The sequence below is a fragment of the Streptomyces scopuliridis RB72 genome, from assembly GCF_000718095.1.
GTDB lineage: Bacteria > Actinomycetota > Actinomycetes > Streptomycetales > Streptomycetaceae > Streptomyces > Streptomyces scopuliridis.
In genome coordinates this window covers 1-21,546 of record NZ_JOEI01000038.1, presented here as the reverse complement: position 1 = coordinate 21,546, position 21,546 = coordinate 1, and the positions used below count along the sequence as shown (strand labels likewise).

The window sequence follows — 21,546 nt, the reverse complement described above, 5'->3', positions numbered from 1 at the left end:
GGACCCGCCGTACGTACCGGAGGGCCCGGCCCCGCGATCTTCGCGGGACCGGGCCCTCCGGCTTTGCCCGGCTTCCCCGGCGTCAGACGATCGGCGGCTCGAAGTCCCAGTAGGGGCGGTTACGGGACCGGGCCGCGATGGTGTGGACATGCTGCGCGCCCAGCGTCGACGCCAGGTCGTCCAGCGCCTCCCCCTCGGCCTTCTCCGCCCGCTGCCCCTCCCGCAGGGCCCGCAGATCCGCCGCGTGCGCGATCCGGGCCGAGAGCGTCAGCGGATGGGTCCTGCCGAGTGTCTCGGTGGCGCGGGTGATGGTGTCGCCGGTCAGCACGGCGGCGCCCTCCGGGTCGCCCACGAGATTCCGCAGAGCCGAGGCGTTGATGGCGCAGCCCAGCGTCCAGGGATGCCGCTCGCCGACGGCCCGGGTCATATCGGCGAGGGAGTCCTCGATCAGTGCGTGCGCCTGCTCCCGCTCCCCCACATTGCGCAGGATCAGGGCGTGGTTGGCGCGGGCTCCCGCGACGAACGGATGGCCTTCCCCGAGCATCGCCAGATAGCCGTGGACGACCTTGTCACTTATGTCCATGGCCTGGTCGATGTCGCCGTGCTCGCGGGCGAAGCAGCTCTGGCCGGCCGCGAACATCATGGTCAGCGGGTCGTGTTCGCCGAGGACCCGCTCGCAGTTCTCCAGGACCTGGGTGAACAGCACGGCCGCCTTGCCGCGTTCGCCCGAGCGGTACAGGCACAGCGCGAGATTGTGCTCGGCGAGCAGTGTCTGGGGGTTGTCCCGGCCCATCACCATCCGGTGGACGCGCACGCTCTGCGACTGGAGCGATTCCGCCTCGTTGTACCGGCCGAGCAGCCGCAGGTCGGTGGCGTAGTTGATCTCTGAGACGAGGGTCCAGTTGTGCCGCAGGCGCAGCGTCTGCCGACGGGCCTCCAGCGTCCGCCGGTTGAGGTCGAGGGACTCCTCGTACCGGCCGAGCAGCCGCAGCGAGACGGCCAGGTTGTTCTGGGCATTGAGGGTACGGGAGTCCTGTTCGCCCAGGAGCTCGCGGTAGCAGATCAGCATCCAGGAGCAGATCTCCAGGGACTCCTCATACCGGCCGAGGCCGCGCAGATCGGCGGCGAGCCCTCCGGAGGCCCGCAGATGCTCCAGGTCCTTCGGGCCGCGCTCGGTGCGCAGATGCTCGACGGCGGCGCGCTCGATGGCTTCGGTGCCCGCGTAGTCGCCCACCGCGCGCATCAGGTTGGCGTAGTGGTAGCTCACGTCCCAGATCCTCGGGTGCGTCTCGCCGAGGAGCTGCCGCCAGGCCGCCAGCGCGCGCCGGCCGAGCTTGATGCCCGCGCGGTACTCCCCCGAGAGATACATGTAGCGCAGGCAGTTGAGGATGAGGCCGTGCACCGCCGGGTCGGTGCTCTTCAGGACATCGGCCCACTTGAGGTGCGGGGTGATCTCCGCGTACCGGGGCCAGAGCCGGGTGTCGGTCGCCCGGCCCGGGTCGGCCGCCACCAGCGCCCGGCGCACCACCTCGATGAAGTCCTTGTGGTCCTGCTCGGGCATGTCCTGGTGGACGATCTGGTGGACCATACGGTGCATGTACAGGGTGTCGCCGGTGACACCGACGAGTCCGGCGTCGTGCACCGAGTCATGGACCTCGCGCTCGCCGACCCCGGCGGCCCGTACGACGGCGTACTGCCGCAGCTTGTTGATCGCCCGCGCCCAGCGCACCGGATCGTCGACCAGTCCGCGCAGCTTCTCCGGGAGCGTGTCCACGGGCAGGTCGCGCACCAGCCGTACGGGGATGGCGCCCGGCGCGAAGAAGGTGCACAGCCGGAGCAGATCGACGGATTCGGGGACGGTCTCGCGGAGTTTGTTGAGCAGTATCGACCAGCCGGTCTGGAAGGCGAGCGGGAAGTCGGCGGAGACCCGTACGACATCCTGGTCGATGCCGTCCTCCAGCAGCTCGATGTACTGGTCGACCGACATGTCCGAGTCATTGAGCCAGCCCGCGGTCTGGTCCAGCAGCAGCGGCAGGTCTTCGAGGGCCTCCGCGAGCTGGTCGGCCTCCGCGTGAGTCAGTCGCGGGGCGCGGCGCCGGATGAACGCGACCGACTCCTCGCGCTCGTAGACCGGCACCTCCACCAGACCGCTGTTGTGCTCGCCCCACTCCGGGTTGCGCGCCGTGATCAGCACATGGCCGGGACCGGTCGGCACCAGGTCCCAGATCTGGTCGGGTTCGTCGGCCCCGTCCAGGATCAGCAGCCAGCGCCGGTACGGATCGCCGCGGCGCAGCGCGTCCCGGGCGGCGCGCAGCCGCTCGCCGTACTCCACACCGGTGGACAGGCCGAGCGCCGGGGCGAGTTCGGCGAGTTTCTGCCGGCAGGTGACCCGCTTGTCGGCGGAGACCCACCACACCACGTCGTACTCGGCGCCGAAGCGGTACACGTACTCGGCGGCCAGCTGGGTCTTGCCCACGCCCGACATGCCGTGCAGCGTCACCACACCGGCGCCGCCGCCGGCTTCCTGGAGCGCCTGGTACGCGTTGTTGAGCAGCGTCTCGCGCCCGGTGAAGCGGGTGTTGCGGCGCGGGACCCCGCCCCACACGTCGGGGGTGTCGGCGGGATAGCGCGGGCCGTACCGCGCCTCGCCGAGATCGGGCAGCGGGTCGGTGGGCAGTCCGAGGCGGACCAGGACGCGCCGCTCGGCCTCCGACTCACCGACGGTGGTCAGATCGGCGGCGGCGAAGACGGTGGTGGCGCCGGGCAGCGCGGACGTGGTGACCGTGACGGCCGCGAACCGGTCGGGCTGGGCCGCGACCACCTGGCGCAGCGCGCGGTTCCACTCGTCGTGGCTGCGCGGGCCGAGCTGGAAGTACCAGTCGCTGAGGATCACGAGAATGGGCCCCGGCGCCAGCAGCAGGTCTTCTAAAGACTCCTCCAGCGATGTCTCCACCGGCGGGTCCCACCGCTGGTAGACGACCGAGAGCCCGCGGCGCTGGAGCCGGTCCCCGATCCAGGCCGCCCAGGCTCGGTTGAAACCGGCGAAACTGATGGTGACAGCCTGCGTCCCGGTTGCTCCAACTGACTTACGCGCTCCGGGCATTCGACCGTCTCCCTGCTTCGTCATACGCCCTTTTAACATACCCCTGTGCCCGCGGAATCCATCCAGGTGCGCGCCGCATTAACTTGCGTTCCTTTGGCGCCAGATCATGCGTGCGGTGCGTACATACGCCACCGCTCGGGCGAGATGTCCGGGCGGTGGGGGTGCGTCGGCAAGACGGTGGTACATGGAGATCATCTCGTTGACGAGCACGCGGCCCGCCGGGGTCAGCGCGCCGGAGGCCGCCAGCACCGGCAGGACCGCGCCGACCTGCTGCTGGCAGCGGGCGTGCTCGGCCCAGGCCAGATCGCGGGCGGAGGGGCGGTCCGTACCCAGGGCGCAGCGCTGCCAGTAGTCGGCGAGCGCGATATGCGAGTAGGCGCCCTGGAGGAGTCCGTCGAAGGGCCTGGCGTCGGGGCGCCAGGGCGCGAAGTGCCGTGGTGTCGCGTCCTCGTGGTGCAGTGGGGTGAGGGCGGCGAGCGCCGCGAGTTTGGTGTGCTGGAGTTCGTGGACGAGGGTCGACGCGAAGTGGGCGGCGGTGGCGGGCCTGCTGCTGAGGATCGCGCCGAACGCCTCGCGCCGGGTCCCGCTGCACTGCGCCGCGCCCTCGCGGGTGGACGGGGAGCCGGTGGCGGTGAGGACCCCGGAGGTGGAGCCGGGCGGCGGGGAGAGCGGGACCAGACAGCGCAGCAGGGCCGCCGTCTCGGCGGTGCGGTGGGCGCCGCCGATCCGGAGCATGGGCGCCACCCCGGCCCACAGCTCCCGCCAGGCCGCGCGTTCGCTTTCGTCGAGGCCGGCGACGGAGGAGAGCCCGAACCGCTGGAGCCCGCTGCCGGCGGTGCGGTACGGATCGAGGTCGTCCAGCGGTACGGGCGCGGTGCCGGGCAGTACGGCGGGGAGCGTGAGCACGGGCAGCCAGCGTGGGTCGTCGGAGTGTGTGCCGTCGTCGCCGAGTCGTACGGTGACGGCTCCGGCGCCCTCCTGACGGAGCGTCACCTTCCCTTCGGCCTGGGCGATACCGACCACCGTGCGCACCCCCGGGCCGGTGCGCAGCGCGCCCAGTGTGGGCAGGACGAGCAGTCCGTCGGGGGCGGTGAGGCGCGCCTCGAAGGACAGCCCGGCGCGGATCGCCGCCGCCGCCGCGAGGGCGCTGAAGTGGGCCAGATCGGCGGCGAGTTCGCGGGTCGGCGCGGCGGCGGTGAGGCCGCGCAGACAGCGCTGCGCCCAGGGGCCCGCCAGCGGATGGAGCAGGACGGAGCGCGCGGCGGCCCGGTCGGCGCGTTCGGCGGTCTCCAGCAGCGCCCAGTCCTGGCGCAGCCGGTCGAGCCGGCCGGGCGGGCAGACGGCGGCGGGGGCGGCGGACGCCGCGTCGAGCAGGGCCCGCAGCAGCACGAGCCGGCGCGTGTGCTGATCGCGCACGAGCAGCCCGAGGGCTTCGGATCCGCCCTCGGTGCGGCCGAGTTCACGCAGCAGCGGCTCCGGTACGACGGGGCTCACCGGGGGCCTCCCGGGCTCGCCGACCGGGGCGTCGTCGCTTCGGTGAGCCTGGCCGCCGCATGGCGGATCAGCCGCTGGAGGTCCGCGCAGTAGACGGAGGGGTGGGTGAAGCCGTGTCCCGCGCGGTAGCGGTGGGCGTAGTGGCCGCCGCCGCAGACGGTGAGCAGCGGACACGCGCGGCACCCGGCGGCGAGGGACGCGGCGCCCGACTGGCGCGCGGCGATCGCGGGATGGCGGGTGGCGTCGTCGAAGGTGTGCCGGAAGATGTCGAGTCCGGTGGCGGCGGCCGTGTCGTAGGCGGACTTCAGGGAGTCGACCTGCTCGATGGCGCCGTCCGTCTCGATCACGATGGCGTTGACGGGGTCGAGTCCCAGGGACTCGGTGGCCCCGGGCAGGCCGAGCAGCAGGGCGAGACACTCCTCGAAGAGCCGGATCCGGGTCTCCCTGCGCCCGGCGGACCACCAGCGGTCGAAGACGGCGCTCAGCCAGTCGCCGTACGGGGTGGGCCGGTCGGGGCGGCCGGAGTCGCCGGGGCCGCCGGGGCGGCTGGGATCTGTGGGATCGGCGAGATCCGTGGGATCGGCGGCGGGCAGACCGGGCGGCGGGGCGGACCAATTGCCGTGCGGGAGCAGCAGATCGAGGGCGGGCGGGCGCAGCGCCAGCAGCGACGCGTACACCTCGACGGGGTCGGTGCGCGGGTCGACGACCGTGAGGATGCCCGCGTACGCCTCGGGGTGGTGCTCGGCGAGCAGCCGGGCGCCGCGCGCGGCGGCGGGCCAGGAGGGGCGGCCCGCGTGGTCGACGCGCAGGGTGTTGTGGGCGGCCAGACCGCCGTCGAGGCTGATGCCGACGCGTATCCCGTGCCGGGCGAGGGTGGCGATCCGGTCCTCGGTGAGCAGGGTGGCGTTGGTCTGCACGGTGGTGCGGACGGCGCAGCCGGGCGGTACCCGTTCGCATACGAGCCCGGCGAAGGCGGCCAGCCGGCCGGCGCCCGCGAGCAGCGGCTCACCGCCGTGCAGGACGAGCGAGAGGTCCCGCAGCGCGTGGGTGGCGGCGTGCTCGGCGATACGGGACGCCGCGCGGTCCAGGACGGCGGGCGCGGCGGCGGCCGGGCGGTCGCGCCAGGTGCGGTCGGGGCCCTCGTACAGATAGCAGTAGCGGCAGGCGAGGTTGCAGCGGCCGTGCACCTTGACGATGAACTGCCCGAAGGGAACGGGCGAGTGGGCGGGGACGGAGGCCGGGTCGGGTACGGGGGCGGCGGCGGACGCCCCTCGGACCACCGGTGCCGCCACGGGCGTCGGCCCGCGCGGCATCGCCTGTCGAGACACTCCACACCCCCGATGCGGTACGGCGTCCGGGACGGCCGGGGATCGCCCTGCCGATGGGACACCGAGCCTGGTTCCCTGGATGACCGGGCGGGCAAACGCGTGGTGCGACAGGTTGTCCTGTTCAAAAGGGCCCCGGGCCGAAAACCCTTGCGGGGCCCGGCGCCGGGGCCGGGGCCGGGATCAGGATTTGTCAGAACGCGTTGGTGAAGCCCCACAGCATCTCGCGCGGCTGCTCGGCCCGGCCGCGCAGATCCGCCACCACCTCGGCGAGGACCGGATGGTCGAGCGTACGCAGCGCCTCCAGGTCCAGCGCCAGCAGATCCGGCAGACCGCCGGGACCGTCCGGTGCGCCCGCGTCCGTCGTGTGCGTCGTGTGCGCCGTTCGCGTCGTCCGTGCCAACTCGTCCATCACGCCTCCCCGTTGCCGTGCCGGTGCTGTCGTATCGGTCGTATCCCTTCCCGTACCCCGTACGCGCCCGGTCCTCACCGCTCCAGTTCGGCCAGCCGGTCCAGCGTCGCCCGCGCCCGGTCGCCGCCGCCGTCCGGCAGCTTGCCCCACTCCGTACGCGCCGCGCGGTACGCCTCGCGCGCGGCCCGGGGCCTTGCGGCCTCCTCGTACGTCATTCCCCGCCAGTGATTGGCCTCGGCGCGCAGTGCCACGGCTTCCAGCCGCTGTTGCGGATTGTCCAGCTCCGCTTCCGCGGTCCTGGCCGAGTCCGCCGCGTCCCGGAACGCCTCGGCCGCCTCGTCGAGCCGGGCCGGCCGGTGCAGGATCCGGTGCGCGTCGAAGTGCGAGCGGCCCAGTTCCAGCCAGCAGCGGGCGGCGGTCAGCGGATCGCGCGCCTCCTGGGCCGCGAGCCCGAAGAGATGCTCGGCCTCCCGCAGATCCACCCGGTCGCCGCCCAGCCGGTGGCGCAGCATCAGGGCCTTTCCCAGCATCAGCAGCCGGTCGGCCTGCCGGATGCCGGGCACCGTTTCCGTACGGCAGTCGCGCAGCACCCGTACCGCCGCGCCGATGTACCGGCTGCCGTCCGGCAGTTCCGCGCGCCTCAGCAGGGTCCTGCCCCACTCGGCGAGCAGATCCGCGTGGGCCCGGGAGTCGCGGGGGATTCCGCGCGAGGCACGGGCGAAGTACTCCGCGGCCTCCTCCAGATCGCCCGGGTCACCGGAGCGTTCGTACCTGGCGCCCCGCACCCGGCCGGCCCTGGTCCTGAGCGAGGCGAGCAGCCGCTCGTCCCGTACGGTCACCAGCGACTGGTCGACGAGCGTCCCCGCCTCGTCCAGGCCGTCGCCGGACCGCAGCAGCGCGTCCACCAGATCGAGCAGGATCCGGGCCTGCGTGCCGACGGTGTGGCCGCCGGGGGCGAGCGCCCTGCGCAGCGAGCGCGCCGCCTGGCCCGCGTACACCTGGGACTGTTCGAGATCGCTGGTCGCGCCGGACAGCCTCAGCAGCGTCCGTCCATGGGCCAGCGGCAGGCCGGGCGGCCGGTTCTCCTGGTCGGGCCAGACGTCGGCGAACGCCTCCAGCATGCCGATCGCGCCCTGGAGCAGCGCGCTGTCGCCGCCCAGCCTCCACTGCGCCTCCAGGGCGCGCACCCGCTCCAGGGTGAGCCGCAGGGCCTCGCCGGGCTCCAGTCCGGGCGCCGCGCAGGCGACGGTGTACTCGCGGTCGGCGCGGCGCAGCAGCTCCAGGGCGCCGCGCCGGTCACCGCGCCGGCGCCGGTCGTCGGCCGCGGCGTGCAACACCTTGGCGAGCACGGCCCGTTCACGTACCGCCCGGGGGTGCGCGGCGGCCTTCTCGGCGGCGCGCTCGGCCTCGCGCAGCAGTCCGCCGCCGCCCTGGACCTCCCACAGCCGCAGCAGACAGCGGGCGAACTCCGCCCACAGCTCGGGGTCGGAGCCGGACGCCGGCTCCTCGCGCTCGGTGGCGCCGCGCAGCAGTTGTACGGCGTCGATCAGATACTGCACCATGCTGTCCGAATCGAACTGGCGCAGCAGCCCGCGGGCGCTCTCCACCGCGTCGTTGGTGGGCGGGTCGAGGACCTGACCGCCGCCGTACGGCGCGAACTGGTCGGGCAGCGGCATGAACCGCTCCAGCACCCGGGCCGCGACCTCGGCGAAGGGGTCCGGGGCGCGCCGGGCGCCGCCCTCCGGTCCGCCGTTCTCCCCGGCGTCGCCGTTCTCGCCGTCCCCCTCGATCTCCGACTCGCCCTCGCCGCGGAACCTGCCGTCCTCGTCGAGACCGCCGCGCGGGAGGTACGGGCCGCGGCTGCCGTCGCCCAGCTGGGCCAGGGCCAGCGCCGGGAAGTTGGGGCCGCCCCTGCCGAATCTCTGCTCTATGTACTCCGAGCAGTGTTTCAGTACGAGCAGCGCCTCGTCCCGTCCCAGCGGTCCGAGCAGCGCGTCCTGGACGCCCGGCGCGAACTCGTACCACTGCCCGTCGTCCGCGCCGTCGCCCTTGCTCCGCGAGAGCAGCCCGCTGAGCAGCACCTCGGCCAGTTCGGACGGGCCCGAGTCGGGCAGCATCGTGCGCTGCACCAGCTGCATCACCGGCAGATAGAGCGGGGCGGCGGCGAGATAGACGGCCAGTTGCCCGGCGGCCGGCGAGGCGGCCGAGCGGAACCGGCTGACCAGCTGGAGCGAGGACATCCGGTCGCCGTGGCGCGGCGCGGGCGCCGCGGGGTGATCGGCGCGCACCCAGCCGACCGCGCCGGAGATCCGGCCCGCGCCGGTGCCCGACAGCAGCCGCGCCCAGGCGTCGAGCGCGCCCGCGACCGGGGGCAGTACGGGGATCGCGAGGGCTCCCGGCCGCGCGGCGGGCGCCGTGGCGCCGTCGCCGCCGACCTTCAGCACGGCCGCACCGCCCAGCCCCTCGCCCCGGGACAGCACTCCGTAGGTGACGGGCAGCCGGGTGCGGTTCCACATGCGCTGCGGCAGCGGTTGCAGTACGGCGGTGGGCGCCTGGCGGGCGAGCTGGTGCAGCAGCCGGTGGGCGCGTCCGCTGTGCCAGAGCGGGCCCGCGCAGTCGCTGACGACGACGGTGACGCGGCGTCCGGTCGGGTCGCTCAGCCGGTCGGCGGAGCTGAGCGGCGCGGCGGCCGGGTCGGGGCTTCTGCTGACGGCGGGCGCGCCGTCGGGCCCTTGGTGCAGATAGCGCACCTGCACATCGCGGAAGGCGCCCAGCTGGCCGAATATCTGCTGGAGTTCGGCGAAGAGCCGCTCCCAGACGCGCATCGACGACGAGGCGTCCATGACGAACTGGAGCAGTGCGTCCGCCCGCGAAACCCCGCGGAATACCGGGATGATCAGCCCGCCGGCCCGGGCGCTCAGTTCCACTGTCGCCACTTCGTCAAGGGTACGGCGCAACGGCGGGGCGGCGGGCCGGTAGCGCTGAAGTGGCCGTAACGCGCGCTGGAGTTCGAGGGGGGCGGGCAGCGCGGGGGCGGCGGGCACCCCGAGGGTGAGCGCGGTGGCGCCGCGCCCGTACCTCGTGCGCGGTACGCCATGGCTCGGTACGGGATAGAGCGAGATCCGGCGGTCGTCCTCCTCGCCGGGGGCCGGTCGCGGCTCCGGCCCGTCCTCCGGTTCGGTCTCCTGGACGGGATCGGTGAGGACCGCCGGCGCGCCGGCGGCCGTACCGATGACGGCCGGCCGCTCACCACTGCCCGCCGCCTCCTCGCCGTCCTCACCGGGTCCCTGCCGCGTCCGGCCGCGGCCGGTCTGCTCGGCCAGCCAGAGGGCGTCACAGAGCTGTTCGGCGTCGGGGTCGAGACCGGCCTCACGCAGCCGGGCGACGAGCGCGGTCAGCAGAGCGCCGTCGTACGGCGCCCGCCCGCCGGCCGGACCGTCCGTCGTAGGGTCCGCCGTACCGCCCGCCATCAGCGCATCACCTCGGCCGGTCGAGTCGCTGGATGAGCAGGTCGGCGAGGCGGTCCCGGCCCGCCGGGGCGGCGGCGTCGGTGAGATAGATGGCGTTCAGCAGCTGGTCGGTGGAGATGAGTTCGCTGCGCGAGCGCTCCAGGAAGTGGCTGATCAGATCGTCGCCGGCGCGCGCTGCCTCGTCGCCGAGGTGCGCCCGGACGAACGTGGCGAGCCGCTGGTGGTCGGGGCGGCCCAGCTCCAGATGGATACAGCGGCGCATCAGGGGCGCCGGGAAGTCGCGTTCGCCGTTGCTGGTGAGGACGACGAACGGGAAGGCCCGGCACTGCACCCGGCCGCCCTTGATCTTCACCTTCTTGCCGTCGTCGGTGAGGACCTCGGCCTCGCCGTCGGGCAGCCGGTCGGCGATCCGCTCCAGCTCCGGAATGCCGAACTCCCCTTCCTCCAGCACATTGAGGAGGTCGTTCGGGAGATCGATGTCGCTCTTGTCCAGTTCATCGATGAGCAGTACGCGGGGCTGCTCCGAGGGCAGCAGCGCGGTGCCCAGCGGGCCGAGCCGGATATAGCTGCCGATGTCCGCCGACGGGTCCTGGCGGTCCGTACCGTCCGCGCCGTCCGGACCCGCCGCGCTGTGCGCGGCCAGCTGCACGTCCTGGAGCCGGGCGATCGCGTCGTAGTGGTACAGCCCGTCCTGGAGGGCGGACCTGCTGACGATGGGCCAGCGCAGCACCCTGCCGAGCCCCAGTTCGTGCGCGACGGAGTGGGCCAGGGTGCTCTTGCCCGCGCCGGGGCTTCCCGTGACCAGCAGCGGACGCCTCAAGTAGAGGGCCGCGTTGATCATTTCGAGCTCCTCGGCGCCCGGCCGGTGCAGCTCCGCCTCGTGCCGGTAGCCGCCGAGCCGCCGGTCGGCCGAGCCGTCGCCGTCCCTGCCGTCGCCCGTACCGCCCGCGCCCTCCGGGGAGTTGTCGCCGCGGCCCGCGAAGTCCCGCCAGGGAGGCGGCGGAGGCAGTTGCGTGATGCCTCCGTGCGGCTCGCCGGCCCCTCGGTAGATGAGCCACTCGCTCGGTTCACTCATTGCGTGTTCCTCGTCATCACTCGTCCGCCAGGGGCAGCAACCGCCGAACGTGCCACACGGTAGCGATCCGCCGCCGACCCCGTAAGAGGCCGATGGCCGGGGCGGTTCACGGCGCCTCCAGCAACTGGCCGGAACCGGGCAGCGGGTGGTGCGGATCGTCGTAGAAGAGCGCGACGCCGTCCGACCAGTACATCTCCGTACGGCCCGCGCGCACTCCCTGTCTCAATTCCTGGATCTTCCACGGCAGCCGGTCGGCGGTGCCCGCCTCCGCGACCGTGGCCACCGCGCCCCGGTGGAAGTCCGCGCAGACCACGTCGGGACGGTCCATGCCGCGTCGCAGCAGGGCGACATGGAAGCCGCCGCCCACCACCCGCGCCAGGCCGGCGGCGGTCTCCCCGTCGGGCCGGTCGCCGTAGCGGCAGAGCACGGGCACGGTCTCGTACGCCAGAGAGCGCAGTGCCTCCTCCGTCGGAACGGGTACCCGCAATCCGTCCTCGCAGTCGATGATCTCGGCCTGCATCGCCGCGCTCCACGTACGGTTCCAGCGCGCCCTGCGCTCGCGGGCCTCGTCCTCCGAGAGCGGTGGCTCCTGGTCCGAACAGCGCACGACCACCGGACGCGTGACCCCGAGGGGTGGCTCGTCGGGCGACAGCTGCCAGCAGTCCACCTCAAGGCCGAGCAGGGCCTGTACGACGGCGACCTGGAGCATGGCGGGGCTGTCCGGCTCGTCGCAGCGGCGGAACGCCTCGGTCAGCGCGGCGGTGAGGCGCGTGCGCAGGGAGTGGCCGGGGGTGCCGCGGCTGTCCTCGGCGACCGGCACCACCTCGCCGCTGTGCCGGGCGACCCCGACCCGCCAGTCGTAGCTGTCCCGCTCCCAGCCGCGCGGCTCCAGCTCCAGCAGGACGAAGGGGCGCTCGCCCTCCCGGGGCCGCTCCCCGTAGGCGGGGGACGCGCGCCGCTGTTCGCGGTCCGTACGGTGGCGTCCGGCCGACCACAGCCGGGTGATCTCGTTGCGGAACTCCCGCGAGAGCCGCTCGTCGGCGATCAGCTTCACCCAGCCCCAGAGCGCTTCCTCGGCCGCCGCGGTGGTGTGCGTGACATAGGGGCGCTCGGCGGAGATGACGCTCATGCAGTAGCGCAGGACGAGTTCGAGCGCGGCCTCCCCGCCGCGGGTCTCGTAGAGCGCGCCGAGCCCGTCCCGCCAGCTGCGCGGCGCCGGATAGCGGTCCACGGAGTGCACATTGGGCAGCCGGAAGAGCAGATCGAGCAGGCTGTGGGTGGAGACCGGCGGCGGCAGCTCGGCGAGCCTGCCGAGCAGCATGACGCGCTGCTGCGGCGTCAGCACGCGGTCGGCGCCGGTGGCGGCGCCAGTGGCGAGGGAGCTCTGCACATCGGTCCACGTACGGCCCGTGCCCACCCGGCTGATGTGCCGGTCGGCGTGGTAGCGGTCATGGGCGTGGAACACCGCCTGGTAGTCGTCGTCCGACTCGGCCCCGGCCATGGCGGCGGGCACCGGCAGTGAACGCAGCCGGTCGACGGCGATGGACGTCCCGCCCATGGCGCCGAGGAGCTGCGACTTCAGCACCCCGACCACTTCGCCGCGGTGCAGATCGACGGCGGGCCCGCCGGAGACACCGGGCGGCAGCACATCCCCGCCGAGCCGCATCTGCTCGTCGGAGTCGGCCCAGCCGCCGACCGTGCCCTGTACGGCGCACTGCCCGCTGAGCCGCTTGAGCCGGCCGCCCACCTCGGTCCAGCCCGAGTAGAGCACCTGCTCGCCGCCGAAGAACTTCGCGGGCCGCTCGCTGACGTACACACAGGCGTGGTCGACGGGCCTGCTGAGCCGGACGAGCGCGAGATCGGGCGCCGGCCACCCCGCGCCGGGGCCGGCACCGCCCGGGGGCGCCTCGGGAAGCGCCGCCACGACGGCCCCCGCGACCGCCGTCTCGCCGCTTCGGGGACCGGTTTCGAAGACCACGGTCACGTCCCGCCCCTCCCCCTGCAACGCCACATGCGCACATGTGAGAACCCAGCTCGGGGCGATGAAGAAGCCGCTCCCCAGGAAGCTTCCGCTTGGCCCATCAGGGTCATACCCGCCCTCCGGGCCATGGATGCGCACAGTGGCGGCCATGACGAGGTCGCGGAGGGCGAGTCCGCCGTCGCCGAAGGCTCCGGGCATGCCCCGGCCGGGCCCGTCGATCATGCTCCGCTCCCGGCCGGGGGTGTGTCCCCGTCGGGATGCGCCGGTGCGCCGGGGGATGCGTCGGGCGTGCCACCGGCGGGCGTGCCACTGGCAGGCGGGACGGCGGGCGGGGCAGCGGGCGGGACGGCAGGCGGCTCGGCGGGCCGTGGCGGTGGCGCGGTCTGCGGCGGTACCAGCGGGCGCGGCGCGGCGAGATCGGCGGGCGGACCGCCGTCGTTCCAGGTGAGGGTGACTTTGATGCCCCCCTTGGCCTCACCGTCCGCGAGCAGTCCGACGATCTTGCCGGACTTGGCCGTGAGTTCGATGCCGAACTCGACACTCACCTCGTCGGGACGCACCGCGCGTAGAGGCCCGGCAAGAGACCGCGCGACGCTCGTCACGACGGATTGCAGACTCTCCACCCGCGCCTGCACCTGGTCGGCGAATCCGGTGTCCGCGTACGTCAGCCCCCCGGAAGGGCGGCGCAGTTCCTCGGCCCCGGAGATCCGGGCCCATACGGGCGTGCCGTCCGGCATTTCGATGCGCGTGACATTGGCCTCGTCATCACCCATGACTTCCCCCGTTCCCCCAATTCCCCGCAGGTTAACGGCAGTAGAGAGCCTGCGCGAGGGTCACGGGAAAGGACGGCGGCGCGCACCCGGATGGTTCTCGGCGGCGGCGGGGACCTCGCTCCCGGTCCTCCCACCCCTCTCACCAGGCATTAGGCTGATTCCATGTACTTCACCGACCGTGGGATCGAGGAACTGGAGAAACGGCGCGGCGAGGAGGAGGTCACTTTCGAGTGGCTGGCCGAACAGCTGCGTACGTTCGTCGACCTCAATCCCGATTTCGAGGTCCCGGTCGAACGTCTCGCGACATGGCTGGCGCGGCTGGACGACGAGGACGAGGACGACGAATAGCCCGTACGGCGGCCCTATACCCGGCCCCGCACGACCCCGGCCTCATTCCTGGGCGCGGAACCGGTCGTACGCGAGTCCCAGCACGCCGTGCGTGACGAGCAGCGCGCCCGCGAAGGCCCAGCCGGCGCTCCGGCGGCGGGCCGCCCAGAGGACCAGCGGCACGCCCGTCGTGAGTTGGGCGGCGGCGAGCAGCCGGGCCTTGGGGCCGCGCAGCCAGGGGCCGAGCGGCCCGTCCTCCACCACATCCAGCTCGGCCCGTACGGTGTCGCGCCAGCCCGCCCATTCGAGCTGCTCGGCGCCCGGCTGGATGCGCGCGACCTCGCGCAGCCGGTCGGCCGGCTCGCCCGGGGTGAGACCGGCCGGAAGCACGAGGCCGGTACGGGTGAGGAACGCGGCCAGCTCGCGGAGCCTGCCCCGGGAGTCGGCCTCCGGGTCCTGGCGGGTCAGCGGCTCCAGGGCCTGGAGATCCAGTACGGGATCGAGGCCGAGGCGGGCCGCGAACGTACGCATCGCCTCGTCCTCCCCGGCGGGCGTGCCGTCCTCAAGCCAGACATAGCCGACGGTGCGCCGGAAGCCGGCCGCCAGGGTGTAGCCGGCCCGGCCCGCGTCCCACCACAGGGCGAGAACCGGCCAGTTGGAGCCGACGGCGAGCGCGGTGGCCCAGCTGACGACCACCCGGTCGACCGGGTGGTCGCCGTGCAGCCAGGGCTTGCCCTCGGGGACCAGCACGGTCCAGCCCTCGCCCGCCGGGGCGAGCAGCAGCCGTTCGCGGAGCAGATGGGCAGCGGGCCGTACCACCGCCGGCTCGGCCCGGCAGAGCAGCAGAGCCCCCACGGAAGTCGCGTTCATAGCCTTACGCTAGGGCACTTTGCCCTGATATGGGCACCGTGACCGCCGGGTGGCCACAGTTGCGCCCGGCGGGTTCGGCCACCCGGCCTTGACTTCCGTTAACCGCGATATATCGTGTTCATCAAGAGACGCGATATGTTGCGTTCCGCCGGGGCCTCAGGAGGTCAGCACCATGGCAGAGTCGACGTGGGAAGTCGCCGAGCCGAGAAAGCTCACCTTCGACGACCCGGTGACCGCGCTCAATGTCCGGGTGGTCAACGGGACCGTGAACGTCGTCGGCATGGACGAGGCCGTACTGAACGAACAGGGCGGCGCCCATCTGGAGATCTCCGCGATCGAGGGCCCGCCGCTGATCGTGACCAGAAGCGGTTCCACGCTCACGGTCGCCTACGAGGACCTGCCCTGGAAGGACTTCCTCAAGTGGCTGGACGGCAAGCGAAGGCACCGCAGCGCGGTCGTCTCCGTCGCGGTCCCCGCCGGGACGGAGGTCGAGGTCGGCGTGGTCGGCGCGGGGGCCGTGGTCTCGGGGGTACGGGGACGTACGGACGTCCGGGGCGTCAGCGGCGACACCGCGCTCGTGGGCCTGTCCGGCCAGGTACGCGCCAACACGGTCTCCGGCAATGTGGAGGCCCAGGCGGTGACCGGCGGCCTCCGCTTCCAGTCCGTCTCGGGGGATCTGACGGTCATCGAGGGCGCGGGATCGTCCGTACGGGCCGACTCGGTCAGCGGCGACATGGTCGTCGACCTCGACCCGGCGGGCGAGCCCACCGACATCAAGCTGACCACGGTCTCGGGCGAGATCGCGATCCGGCTGCCGCACCCCACGGACGCGCGGGTCGAGGTGAACACGGCGAGCGGCGCCGTCTCCAACGCGTTCGACGATCTGCGGGTCAGCGGCCAGTGGGGCGCGCACAAGATCACCGGCACGCTGGGGGCGGGCACGGGCACGCTCAAGGCGACCACGGTGTCCGGCTCGATCGCGCTGCTCAGAAGGCCGCCGGCGGAGGACGACCCGTACGACTCCCCCGCCCCCTCCCCGGCCGGCACGGTGCCGTCCGACACGAAGGAGCTCTGACCATGCCTCCGGTCTTCGCCCACGGCCGACTCCGCCTCTATCTGCTCAAGCTCCTCGACGAGGCGCCGCGCCACGGCTACGAAGTGATCCGCCTCCTGGAGGAACGCTTCCAGGGCCTGTACGCGCCGTCCGCCGGCACGGTCTACCCGCGGCTGGCCAAGCTGGAGGCCGAGGGCCTCGTCACGCATGCCACCGAGGGCGGCCGCAAGGTCTACTCGATCACCGACGCGGGCCGCGCCGAACTGGCCGGACGCGGCGGCGAGCTGGCCGACCTGGAGCTGGAGATCCGCGAGTCCGTGGCCGAGCTGGCCGCGGAGATACGTGACGACGTACGGGGCGCGGCGGGCCAGCTGCGCAGCGAGATGCGCGCGGCGGCCTCCGAGACCCGCAAGGGCGAGAGCCGCAAGACCGGCGCGCGGACGGACTGGGAGTCGGCCTTCGGGGACAACGACTCCTGGCGCGCGGCCAAGGAGGAGCTCAAGCGCGCGAAGCAGGAGTGGAAGGAGCAGGCGCGCCGGGCGAAGGACGAGTCCCGCCGGGCCCGCGAGGACGCGCAGCAGACCCGCGAGACGGTGCAGCGCATCGCGAAGCAGGTCCAGGACCAGGTCCAGGACCACTTCGTACGGGGCGACTGGCCGACCGGCGTACGCGAAGGCATGTCCGAACTGGCCGACCAGCTGAGCGGCCTGGCGGGCACGGCCTGGTCCACCCGCAAACCGCCACCCGCCCCACAGACGGAGCCCGACCCGGCCTGGGCGGAGGACACCCCCCGAACGGGCGACCCGGCACGCGACCTGGACCGTCTGCTGGACCGCTTCCGCGACGACATCCGCGACGCGGCGCGGGACAACGGAGTGACGGAGGCGCAACTGACGGAGGCGAGGCGGCACTTGTCCGCGGCGGCGACGCGAATTGGAGAGGTGTTGCGCGCGCGCAACGAGTGACGGGGCGGTGTCCGGGGTGCGTTTCGGCGGGGGCCGGTGGTCGGGTGCGGTGCGCCTCCGGCGGGGGGCGTTGACCGGGGTGCGTTGCGGCCGGGGCCGGTGGTCGAGTGCGGTGCGCCTCCGGCGGGGGGCGTTGACCGGGGTGCGTTGCGGCCGGGGCCGGTGGTCGAGTGCGGGTTGTCGCCGGGGTGCGCTTCGGGGCTCGCGCCCGGGACGGCATGCTGTGCTTTCCCGGGGGGACACCCCCGGACCCCCGTACGGCGCGCAGCTGCCCACAGTCAGAAGACGGGCGGTCGTGCGCCACACATCACGCTTCAGTGTCCCGGACACGACCCCTGCGCGCCCCCCTTCACCGCCCGCACAAGCGACGTTGTCGTCAGCTCGCCTGCGACAGGCCGCCGCCGAACATCGCGCGTTCCACCGTCGCGTACGTCGCTCCGTGGTCCGCCAGGACCTCCGACACCAGCCCCGGCCGGGCCGTCAGCGCGAGCAGGAGGTGTTCGTCGCCGATGTGGCGGTCGCCGCGGCCCAGTGCGATCCGCAGTGACTTCTCCAGCGTGGCCTTCGCCGCCGGAGTGAAGCCCCGGTGCCCCGACCACCATCGCCGCAGCCTCTTGCCGACCTGCATCGCGCCTTCCCCGTGGGCCTCCTCGACCTTCGAGACGATCTCCCCCACGTCGATCCCGATCCCGGCCAGCGCGTCCGCGTCCGCCTTCGTCAGTCCGCCCCGCCTGCGCGCCTGGGCGAACGCGTCTTCCAGGGACTCCCGCCGGTCGGTGATACCGAGCGCGGTCAGCGCGAAGGACGCGCGGGTGCCCTGCTGGTCGAGGAGCGCCAGCAGCAGGTGCTCGTCAGTGACCGTGTCCGCGCCCTTGCGCTCGGAGTGCCTGACGGCGCCGGCGACCACACCGCGGGCGCCCTGGGTGAACCGTTCGAACATCACTGCCTCCCGTGCTTCTTGTGCGCGGCCTGCCGGCTGACGCCCAGCTCGTCCGCGATCTCCTGCCACGACCAGCCCTGGTTGCGGGCGCTGCGCACCTGTACCGCTTCGAGCTGCTCCAACAGCCGCCGCAGCGCGGCGACCGCCCTCAGCCCGACCCGGGGGTCGCGGTCACCCGCCCGTTCGGCGAGATCCGTTGCTTCGGTCATGACGTCAACGTACGTTGACATGGGAGGCGTTGTCAACAAAGGTTGACGGCGTCAGGGGGTCAGTACGACCTTGCCGAACAGCTCGCCCGCCGCCATCCGCTCGAAGCCCTCCCGCGCCCGCTCCAGCGGCAGCACCTCGTCGATCACCGGCCGTACGCCCTTCACCGCGCAGAAGGCGAGCAGGTCCTCCAGCTCGTCCCTCGACCCCATCGTCGAGCCGATGACCCTCAGTTCGAGGAAGAAGATCCGGGTCAGCTCGGCGTGGGCCGGGCGGTCGCCGCTCGTCGCGCCCGAGATCACCAGCGTGCCGCCGCGCCGGAGGCACTTGATGGAGTGCGACCACGTCGCGGCGCCCACCGTCTCGATGACGGCGTCCACCCGGTGCGGCAGCCGCGCGCCCGGCTCGTACGCCTCCTGCGCGCCCAGTTCGACCGCGCGCGCCCGCTTGGCCTCGTCGCGGCTGGTCGCGTACACCCGTAGTCCCGCTGCGCTGCCGAGGACAATGGCCGCCGTGGCGACCCCGCCGCCCGCGCCCTGGACCAGGACCGAATCCCCGGGCCGTACACCGGCGTTGGTGAACAGCATGCGGTACGCGGTCAGCCAGGCGGTCGGCAGACAGGCGGCCTGTTCGAACGTGAGCTCCGGCGGCTTGGGCAGTACGTTCCCGGCCGGCACGGTGACCTGCTCGGCGAACGTGCCCTGGTAGTGCTCGGTGAGGATCGACCGGGGCTCGGCGCCGTGGTCGCCCCCGCCGATCACGGAGTGCACGACGACCTCGTTGCCGTCCGGGTCGAGACCGGCGGCGTCACAGCCGAGGATCATCGGCAGCTTGCCCTCGGGCAGGCCGACCCCGCGCAGCGACCACAGATCGTGGTGGTTGAGCGAGGCGGCCTTCACCGTGACGGTGGTCCAGCCGGGGCGCGCCTCGGGCGCCGGGCGTTCGCCCAGCTCAAGGCCGTCGAGGGGGTGGTCGCGGTCAATACGGGCTGCGTAGGCGGCGAACATGACCTTGACGATAGGGCGGACGCGGGACGCGGAGGAACCGTACGCGCGTGTGACACGCGTCCCGCGCCCCGGATCAGTCCCTGCGGTACTGCGCGGGCGAGTTCCTCGTCGCCGGGTCCTCGTACGCGCCCGCCGTCCCCCGGTCCACATGGAAGGTGGTCAGCGTCGAGACGGGCGAGGCCGGATCCCGGCGGTCCTCGATCACCCGCATATGGGTGGTGAAGCGCTCCGGTGTCACCTCGTACACGTCGTAGCCGTAACGGTTCCCCTCGAAGTACTGGAGGTGCGGATTGGCCCGGCCCATGAGCGGGCCGTTGGTCGCGTTCCACCCCGGGTCGTACGCGCTGGAGGTCACCGAGTGCGCCGTGAACTCCGTACCGATGACGGGCGATTCGGTGTTGTCGTAGTCCGGCCTGATGTCGTCGACGAACGCCGAGTGCCAGTCCCCCGTGAGGACGACGAGGTCCTCAAGACCGCTCGTACGGACATGTTCGAGCACCTCCTTGCGCTCGGCGAGGAAGCCGTCCCACTGGTCGGTGAACATGTACCGACCGCCGGGCGAGCCGCGCAGCTGGCTGAGCATGATCGAGTTGGCCCAGATGTGCCAGGAGTCGGGGGCGCGGTCGACGGTCCGCTTGAGCCATGCCTTCTGGCCGGCGCCGAGGATCGTGCCGTCCGGGAGGTTCTGCGCGGAGCGGTACTGCCGCAGATCCAGCACGGCCAGCTCCAGCAGATCGCCCCAGCGGCGTACCCGGTGGATGTCCGGGTCGGGCAGGGCGGAGTCACCGGCGTCGCGGTGCGGCAGATGCTCGTACCACGCCTGGTAGGCGGCGGCCCGGCGCTGGAGGAACGGCGCGCCGCCGCCCGTACCGCTGTAGTCGTTGGCGACCTCGTGGTCGTCCCAGGTCAGGAACCACGGGTGGGCGGCGTGGGCCTCGCGCAGCGAGGGATCGCCCTTGTAGAGCGCGTGGCGCTTGCGGTAGTCGGCGAGCGTGTAGATCATCGGGCCGTTGTTGTCGCGGACGACATCGCCGCCCTCGGGCCCGTACTCGTAGATGTAGTCGCCGAGATGGATGACGAAGTCCAGCCGCTCGCGGGCGATCCCGCGCAGCGCCGCGTAGTAACCCTGCGGGTAGTTCTGGCAGTTGGCCGAGGCGAAGCGGACGCTCCGCACGTGTCCCGAGGGCGCGGTCCTGGTCCTGCCGAGCCTGCTCGTACGGCCCAGCGCGGTGAACGCGTACCAGTACTCGCGGCCGGGTCGCAGGCCATGGACCGGTACGTGCACGCTGTGCCCGAGCGTCGCGGACGCGGGCGCCGTGCCCCGGGCCACGACCCGGCGCAGCGCCCGGTCCTCGGCCACGACCCAGCGCACCTCGACGACCTCCGCCAGCGGCTGCTCGCCGGGCTCGGCGAACGGCTCCGGCGCGAGGCGTGTCCACAGCACGACGCTCGTGGGCCCCGGATCGCCCGAGGCGACGCCGAGCGTGAACGGCGCGGCGTCGTACGTCGAGCCGAGCGCCTCGGCGGCCTCGCGGGCCCGCGCGGGCGAGAGCCCGGCGCTCAGCGGCCAGACCACGTTGAGCGCTCCGGCGGCCCCGGCCGCCTTGAGCAGATCGCGTCGGTTCAGTTTCATGCCCGTCCCCCCGAAGCCGTCAGAGTCAGCGATATCGCGTCGGCGTAACCGTCGTTGGAGACCCCGGAGCCGGCCCGGGTGAAGACGAGCAGCACCCGCGCGGAGCGCGCGCCGGGCGGCACGGCGGCCTCGGCGGTCCGCTCGACCAGCGCGGTACGGCCGCCCCGTTCGGCCGCGGTGACCGGGCCGAGCACGGACAGCGCGACGGGTGTGCCCCTGCCGTCGCGGAACTCGACCGACAGCCTGGCGCCGTCCTCCTGCGTGGCGTACCCGCCGAGCCACCCGGACACGGCGTACCGCACGCGCCCGGCATCCACGGCGGCGCGGCCGACCGTCCCGGCGACGGGCAGCGCGACGTCCTGGACGAGCGCGGTGCGGGGGCTGTTCCCCCCGGAGAAGAACCGGCTACCACGGCGCGCGGGGGCGGGGCCCGGGTCGGCGGGGGTGGGGTAGCCGTTCCCGACGTCATACCCGACGAGCGCGGGCGCGCCTTCCCGTACGACCCATCCGTCGACAACCGTTACGGGCTCGACGCTCCCTCCGGGCCCACGCTCGGCGTCACCGTTGACGAGCAGGTTCACAAGCGCCTCCTGTGTCGTTAGCTGACGCAGGGAATCACAGCAGAAGGCTGTGAACCGTGGGCGGCCCGCGACCAAACTTCCCGGAGGGACGGTGCGCCGTCCGGCGGGGGTACGGGTGCGCCGTCCGGCGGGGGTGCGGGGTGCGGTGCGCCGTCCGGCGGGGTTCGGGGTGCGGTGCGCCGTCCGGCGGGGGTGCGGGTGCGGTGCGCCGTCCGGCGGGGGTGCGGGGTGCGGTGTCTGGTGCCGGGTGCCGGGGCCTCCGGAGGTGCGTGTCCGGACTGCTTTCCTCACCGCGCTTCGCGCGAGCTGCGACGCTTTACGTCCGGACA

General features: G+C 73.2%; 17 protein-coding genes. 3 read left to right on the top strand and 14 right to left on the bottom strand.

Annotated features, from left to right (window positions below):
• Nucleotides 1-82: 82 nt before the first annotated feature.
• The 8 genes from fxsT to IF11_RS0133955 form a co-directional block, all read right to left on the bottom strand.
• Nucleotides 83-3,103 carry an FxSxx-COOH system tetratricopeptide repeat protein gene (gene fxsT, locus IF11_RS0133990; RefSeq protein WP_030355659.1) on the bottom strand — a complete coding sequence of 1,007 codons (3,021 nt, stop codon included), beginning with the start codon at nt 3,101-3,103 and terminating at the stop codon, nt 83-85.
• 78 nt (nt 3,104-3,181) lie between these two features.
• Nucleotides 3,182-4,597 carry an aKG-HExxH-type peptide beta-hydroxylase gene (locus IF11_RS0133985; protein WP_030355658.1) on the bottom strand — a complete coding sequence of 472 codons (1,416 nt, stop codon included), beginning with the start codon at nt 4,595-4,597 and terminating at the stop codon, nt 3,182-3,184.
• On the bottom strand, nt 4,594-5,910 hold the full coding sequence (locus IF11_RS0133980; protein ID WP_078491058.1) for an FxsB family cyclophane-forming radical SAM/SPASM peptide maturase: 1,317 nt from the start codon (nt 5,908-5,910) through the stop codon (nt 4,594-4,596). The genes IF11_RS0133985 and IF11_RS0133980 overlap by 4 nt, the downstream gene beginning before the upstream one ends.
• 205 nt (nt 5,911-6,115) lie before the next feature.
• Complete coding sequence (gene fxsA, locus IF11_RS0133975; RefSeq protein WP_051746442.1) at nt 6,116-6,334, bottom strand: FxSxx-COOH cyclophane-containing RiPP peptide; 219 nt, start codon at nt 6,332-6,334, stop codon at nt 6,116-6,118.
• 74 nt (nt 6,335-6,408) lie between these two features.
• Complete coding sequence (locus IF11_RS0133970; RefSeq protein ID WP_030355655.1) at nt 6,409-9,804, bottom strand: SAV_2336 N-terminal domain-related protein; 3,396 nt, start codon at nt 9,802-9,804, stop codon at nt 6,409-6,411.
• 7 nt (nt 9,805-9,811) lie between these two features.
• Nucleotides 9,812-10,879: an AAA family ATPase gene (locus IF11_RS0133965; RefSeq protein WP_030355654.1), complete on the bottom strand. Its 1,068-nt coding sequence runs from the start codon at nt 10,877-10,879 to the stop codon at nt 9,812-9,814.
• 106 nt (nt 10,880-10,985) lie between these two features.
• Complete coding sequence (locus tag IF11_RS0133960) at nt 10,986-13,082, bottom strand: VMAP-C domain-containing protein (RefSeq protein ID WP_030355653.1); 2,097 nt, start codon at nt 13,080-13,082, stop codon at nt 10,986-10,988.
• Complete coding sequence (locus tag IF11_RS0133955; protein WP_030355652.1) at nt 13,079-13,633, bottom strand: CU044_2847 family protein; 555 nt, start codon at nt 13,631-13,633, stop codon at nt 13,079-13,081. Before IF11_RS0133955 ends, IF11_RS0133960 begins: the two co-directional genes overlap by 4 nt.
• Nucleotides 13,634-13,795: 162 nt before the next feature.
• On the opposite strand from IF11_RS0133955, the gene IF11_RS0133950 reads away from it, so the two are divergent.
• Nucleotides 13,796-13,981 (top strand): DUF6104 family protein, encoded by a 186-nt coding sequence (locus IF11_RS0133950; protein ID WP_007266501.1) that lies wholly within the window; start codon nt 13,796-13,798, stop codon nt 13,979-13,981.
• Nucleotides 13,982-14,023: 42 nt separating this feature from the next.
• Here the strand turns inward: IF11_RS0133950 and IF11_RS0133945 are convergent, their stop codons facing one another.
• Complete coding sequence (locus tag IF11_RS0133945; protein ID WP_030355651.1) at nt 14,024-14,830, bottom strand: hypothetical protein; 807 nt, start codon at nt 14,828-14,830, stop codon at nt 14,024-14,026.
• Nucleotides 14,831-15,002: 172 nt separating this feature from the next.
• Between IF11_RS0133945 and IF11_RS0133940 the strand changes: the two genes are divergently transcribed.
• The gene (locus IF11_RS0133940; protein WP_030355650.1) at nt 15,003-15,905 is read left to right on the top strand and encodes a DUF4097 family beta strand repeat-containing protein; all 903 of its coding nucleotides are present in this window, start codon (nt 15,003-15,005) and stop codon (nt 15,903-15,905) included.
• Nucleotides 15,906-15,907: 2 nt separating this feature from the next.
• On the top strand, nt 15,908-16,849 hold the full coding sequence (locus IF11_RS0133935) for a PadR family transcriptional regulator (protein ID WP_030355649.1): 942 nt from the start codon (nt 15,908-15,910) through the stop codon (nt 16,847-16,849).
• 376 nt (nt 16,850-17,225) lie between these two features.
• On the opposite strand, the gene IF11_RS0133930 is transcribed toward IF11_RS0133935, so the two are convergent.
• The 5 genes from IF11_RS0133930 to IF11_RS0133910 all read right to left on the bottom strand — a co-directional run bounded on the left by IF11_RS0133930 (nt 17,226) and on the right by IF11_RS0133910 (nt 21,217).
• Nucleotides 17,226-17,789, bottom strand: coding sequence for a Clp protease N-terminal domain-containing protein (locus IF11_RS0133930; protein WP_030355648.1), 564 nt, complete (start codon nt 17,787-17,789; stop codon nt 17,226-17,228).
• Nucleotides 17,789-17,998: an HTH domain-containing protein gene (locus tag IF11_RS0133925; RefSeq protein WP_030355647.1), complete on the bottom strand. Its 210-nt coding sequence runs from the start codon at nt 17,996-17,998 to the stop codon at nt 17,789-17,791. Before IF11_RS0133925 ends, IF11_RS0133930 begins: the two co-directional genes overlap by 1 nt.
• Before the next feature lie 51 nt (nt 17,999-18,049).
• Nucleotides 18,050-19,003, bottom strand: a complete 954-nt coding sequence (locus IF11_RS0133920) for a zinc-binding dehydrogenase (protein ID WP_030355646.1) — start codon at nt 19,001-19,003, stop codon at nt 18,050-18,052.
• A gap of 73 nt (nt 19,004-19,076) precedes the next feature.
• Nucleotides 19,077-20,636, bottom strand: coding sequence for an alkaline phosphatase D family protein (locus IF11_RS0133915; protein ID WP_030355645.1), 1,560 nt, complete (start codon nt 20,634-20,636; stop codon nt 19,077-19,079).
• Nucleotides 20,633-21,217: a hypothetical protein gene (locus IF11_RS0133910; protein ID WP_030355644.1), complete on the bottom strand. Its 585-nt coding sequence runs from the start codon at nt 21,215-21,217 to the stop codon at nt 20,633-20,635. Before IF11_RS0133910 ends, IF11_RS0133915 begins: the two co-directional genes overlap by 4 nt.
• Nucleotides 21,218-21,546 lie beyond the last annotated feature (329 nt).

Coding starts and splice junctions, on each gene's coding strand:
- fxsT (WP_030355659.1), bottom strand. CDS start 3,103: ATGCCCGGAGCGCGTAAGTCAGTTGGAGCAACCGGGACGCAGGCTGTC.
- IF11_RS0133980 (WP_078491058.1), bottom strand. CDS start 5,910: ATGCCGCGCGGGCCGACGCCCGTGGCGGCACCGGTGGTCCGAGGGGCG.
- fxsA (WP_051746442.1), bottom strand. CDS start 6,334: ATGGACGAGTTGGCACGGACGACGCGAACGGCGCACACGACGCACACG.
- IF11_RS0133970 (WP_030355655.1), bottom strand. CDS start 9,804: ATGGCGGGCGGTACGGCGGACCCTACGACGGACGGTCCGGCCGGCGGG.
- IF11_RS0133965 (WP_030355654.1), bottom strand. CDS start 10,879: ATGAGTGAACCGAGCGAGTGGCTCATCTACCGAGGGGCCGGCGAGCCG.
- IF11_RS0133960 (WP_030355653.1), bottom strand. CDS start 13,082: ATGATCGACGGGCCCGGCCGGGGCATGCCCGGAGCCTTCGGCGACGGC.
- IF11_RS0133955 (WP_030355652.1), bottom strand. CDS start 13,633: ATGGGTGATGACGAGGCCAATGTCACGCGCATCGAAATGCCGGACGGC.
- IF11_RS0133950 (WP_007266501.1), top strand. CDS start 13,796: ATGTACTTCACCGACCGTGGGATCGAGGAACTGGAGAAACGGCGCGGC.
- IF11_RS0133945 (WP_030355651.1), bottom strand. CDS start 14,830: ATGAACGCGACTTCCGTGGGGGCTCTGCTGCTCTGCCGGGCCGAGCCG.
- IF11_RS0133940 (WP_030355650.1), top strand. CDS start 15,003: ATGGCAGAGTCGACGTGGGAAGTCGCCGAGCCGAGAAAGCTCACCTTC.
- IF11_RS0133935 (WP_030355649.1), top strand. CDS start 15,908: ATGCCTCCGGTCTTCGCCCACGGCCGACTCCGCCTCTATCTGCTCAAG.
- IF11_RS0133930 (WP_030355648.1), bottom strand. CDS start 17,789: ATGTTCGAACGGTTCACCCAGGGCGCCCGCGGTGTGGTCGCCGGCGCC.
- IF11_RS0133925 (WP_030355647.1), bottom strand. CDS start 17,998: ATGACCGAAGCAACGGATCTCGCCGAACGGGCGGGTGACCGCGACCCC.
- IF11_RS0133920 (WP_030355646.1), bottom strand. CDS start 19,003: ATGTTCGCCGCCTACGCAGCCCGTATTGACCGCGACCACCCCCTCGAC.
- IF11_RS0133915 (WP_030355645.1), bottom strand. CDS start 20,636: ATGAAACTGAACCGACGCGATCTGCTCAAGGCGGCCGGGGCCGCCGGA.